Raw genomic sequence first — 1,328 nt, 5'->3', positions numbered from 1 at the left:
TCAAACGATATTGGCTTCGGTTGCGTTGATGATGTCCTGGCGGGAGACGTCGGGGGCGAGTTCGATGATTTTCAGGCCGTTCCCGGTGACGTCGAGCACGCCGAGATTGGTGATCACGCGGTCGACCACCGCCTTGCCGGTCAGCGGCAGGGTGCATTGTTTCAGCAACTTGCTGTCGCCATGCTTGTTGGTGTGGTCCATGATGACGATCACGCGGCCGACGCCGGCCACCAGGTCCATCGCGCCGCCCATGCCCTTGACCAGCTTGCCGGGGATCATCCAGTTGGCCAGGTCGCCGTCTTCGCTCACCTCCATCGCGCCCAGGATCGCCGCCGCGATCTTGCCGCCGCGGATCATGCCAAAGCTGGTGGCGCTGTCGAAATAGGAGGTCCGGCGCAGCTCGGTAATGGTCTGCTTGCCGGCATTGATCAGGTCGGGATCCTCCTCGCCCTCGAAAGGAAACGGGCCCATGCCCAGCATGCCGTTTTCCGACTGCAGGGTGATGTCCTTGTCGCCCACGTAATTGGCCACCAGCGTCGGGATGCCGATGCCGAGGTTCACATACATGCCGTCTTCCAGCTCCTGCGCGGCCCGTTCGGCCATCTGGTTGCGGTCCCAGGGCATCAGGCGTCCTCCTTCTTGCGCGTGGTGCGCTGTTCGATGCGTTTCTCGTGTTCGCCCTGGATCAGGCGGTGCACATAGATGCCGGGCAGGTGGATGTGATCGCCGTCCAGCGCGCCCAGCTCGACGATCTCCTCGACCTCCAGCACGCAGATCTTGCCGCACATCGCCGCCGGCGGGTTGAAGTTGCGCGCGGTCTTGCGGAACACCGCGTTGCCGGTCGGGTCGGCCTTCCAGGCCTTGACGATCGAAAGATCGGCAAAGATGCCGCGCTCCATGATATAGGTCTCGCCGTCGAACTCCTTGTGCTCCTTGCCCTCGGCGATGACCGTGCCGACCCCGGTCTTGGTGTAGAAACCCGGAATGCCGCAGCCGCCGGCGCGCATCCGCTCGGCCAGGGTGCCCTGCGGGTTGAACTCGATCTCCAGCTCGCCCGACAGGTACTGGCGCATGAATTCGTCATTCTCCCCGACATAGGACGACATCATCTTCCTGATCTGCCGCGTGTCCAGCAGCTTGCCCAGCCCGAACCCGTCGACACCGCAATTGTTGGACGCGATGGTCAGATCCTTCACGCCGCTGTCGACAATCGCGTCAATCAGCAACTCGGGAATGCCGCACAGACCAAACCCGCCCGCGGAAATCAGCATGCCATCACGCAGCAAACCGTCCAGCGCCGCAGACGCGCTACCGTATACTTTCTTCAT

The 1,328-nt window shown here is 62.8% G+C and carries 2 protein-coding genes; both read right to left on the bottom strand.

Translation table 11 applies throughout. From position 1 onward, the window contains the following. The gene (locus tag AAFO92_RS22475) at positions 1-624 is read right to left on the bottom strand and encodes a 3-oxoacid CoA-transferase subunit B (RefSeq protein WP_347539185.1); all 624 of its coding nucleotides are present in this window, start codon (positions 622-624) and stop codon (positions 1-3) included. Then, positions 624-1,328: CoA transferase subunit A (locus AAFO92_RS22470; protein ID WP_347539183.1), on the bottom strand; the 705-nt coding region annotated here is incomplete at its 5' end. The genes AAFO92_RS22470 and AAFO92_RS22475, both read right to left, overlap by 1 nt.

The sequence above is a fragment of the Roseovarius sp. CAU 1744 genome (assembly GCF_039839345.1).
In the GTDB taxonomy this organism is placed as follows: Bacteria; Pseudomonadota; Alphaproteobacteria; order Rhodobacterales; family Rhodobacteraceae; genus Roseovarius.
The sequence above is the reverse complement of the archived record's forward strand: the minus strand, read 5'-3'. Positions and strand labels throughout refer to the sequence as shown.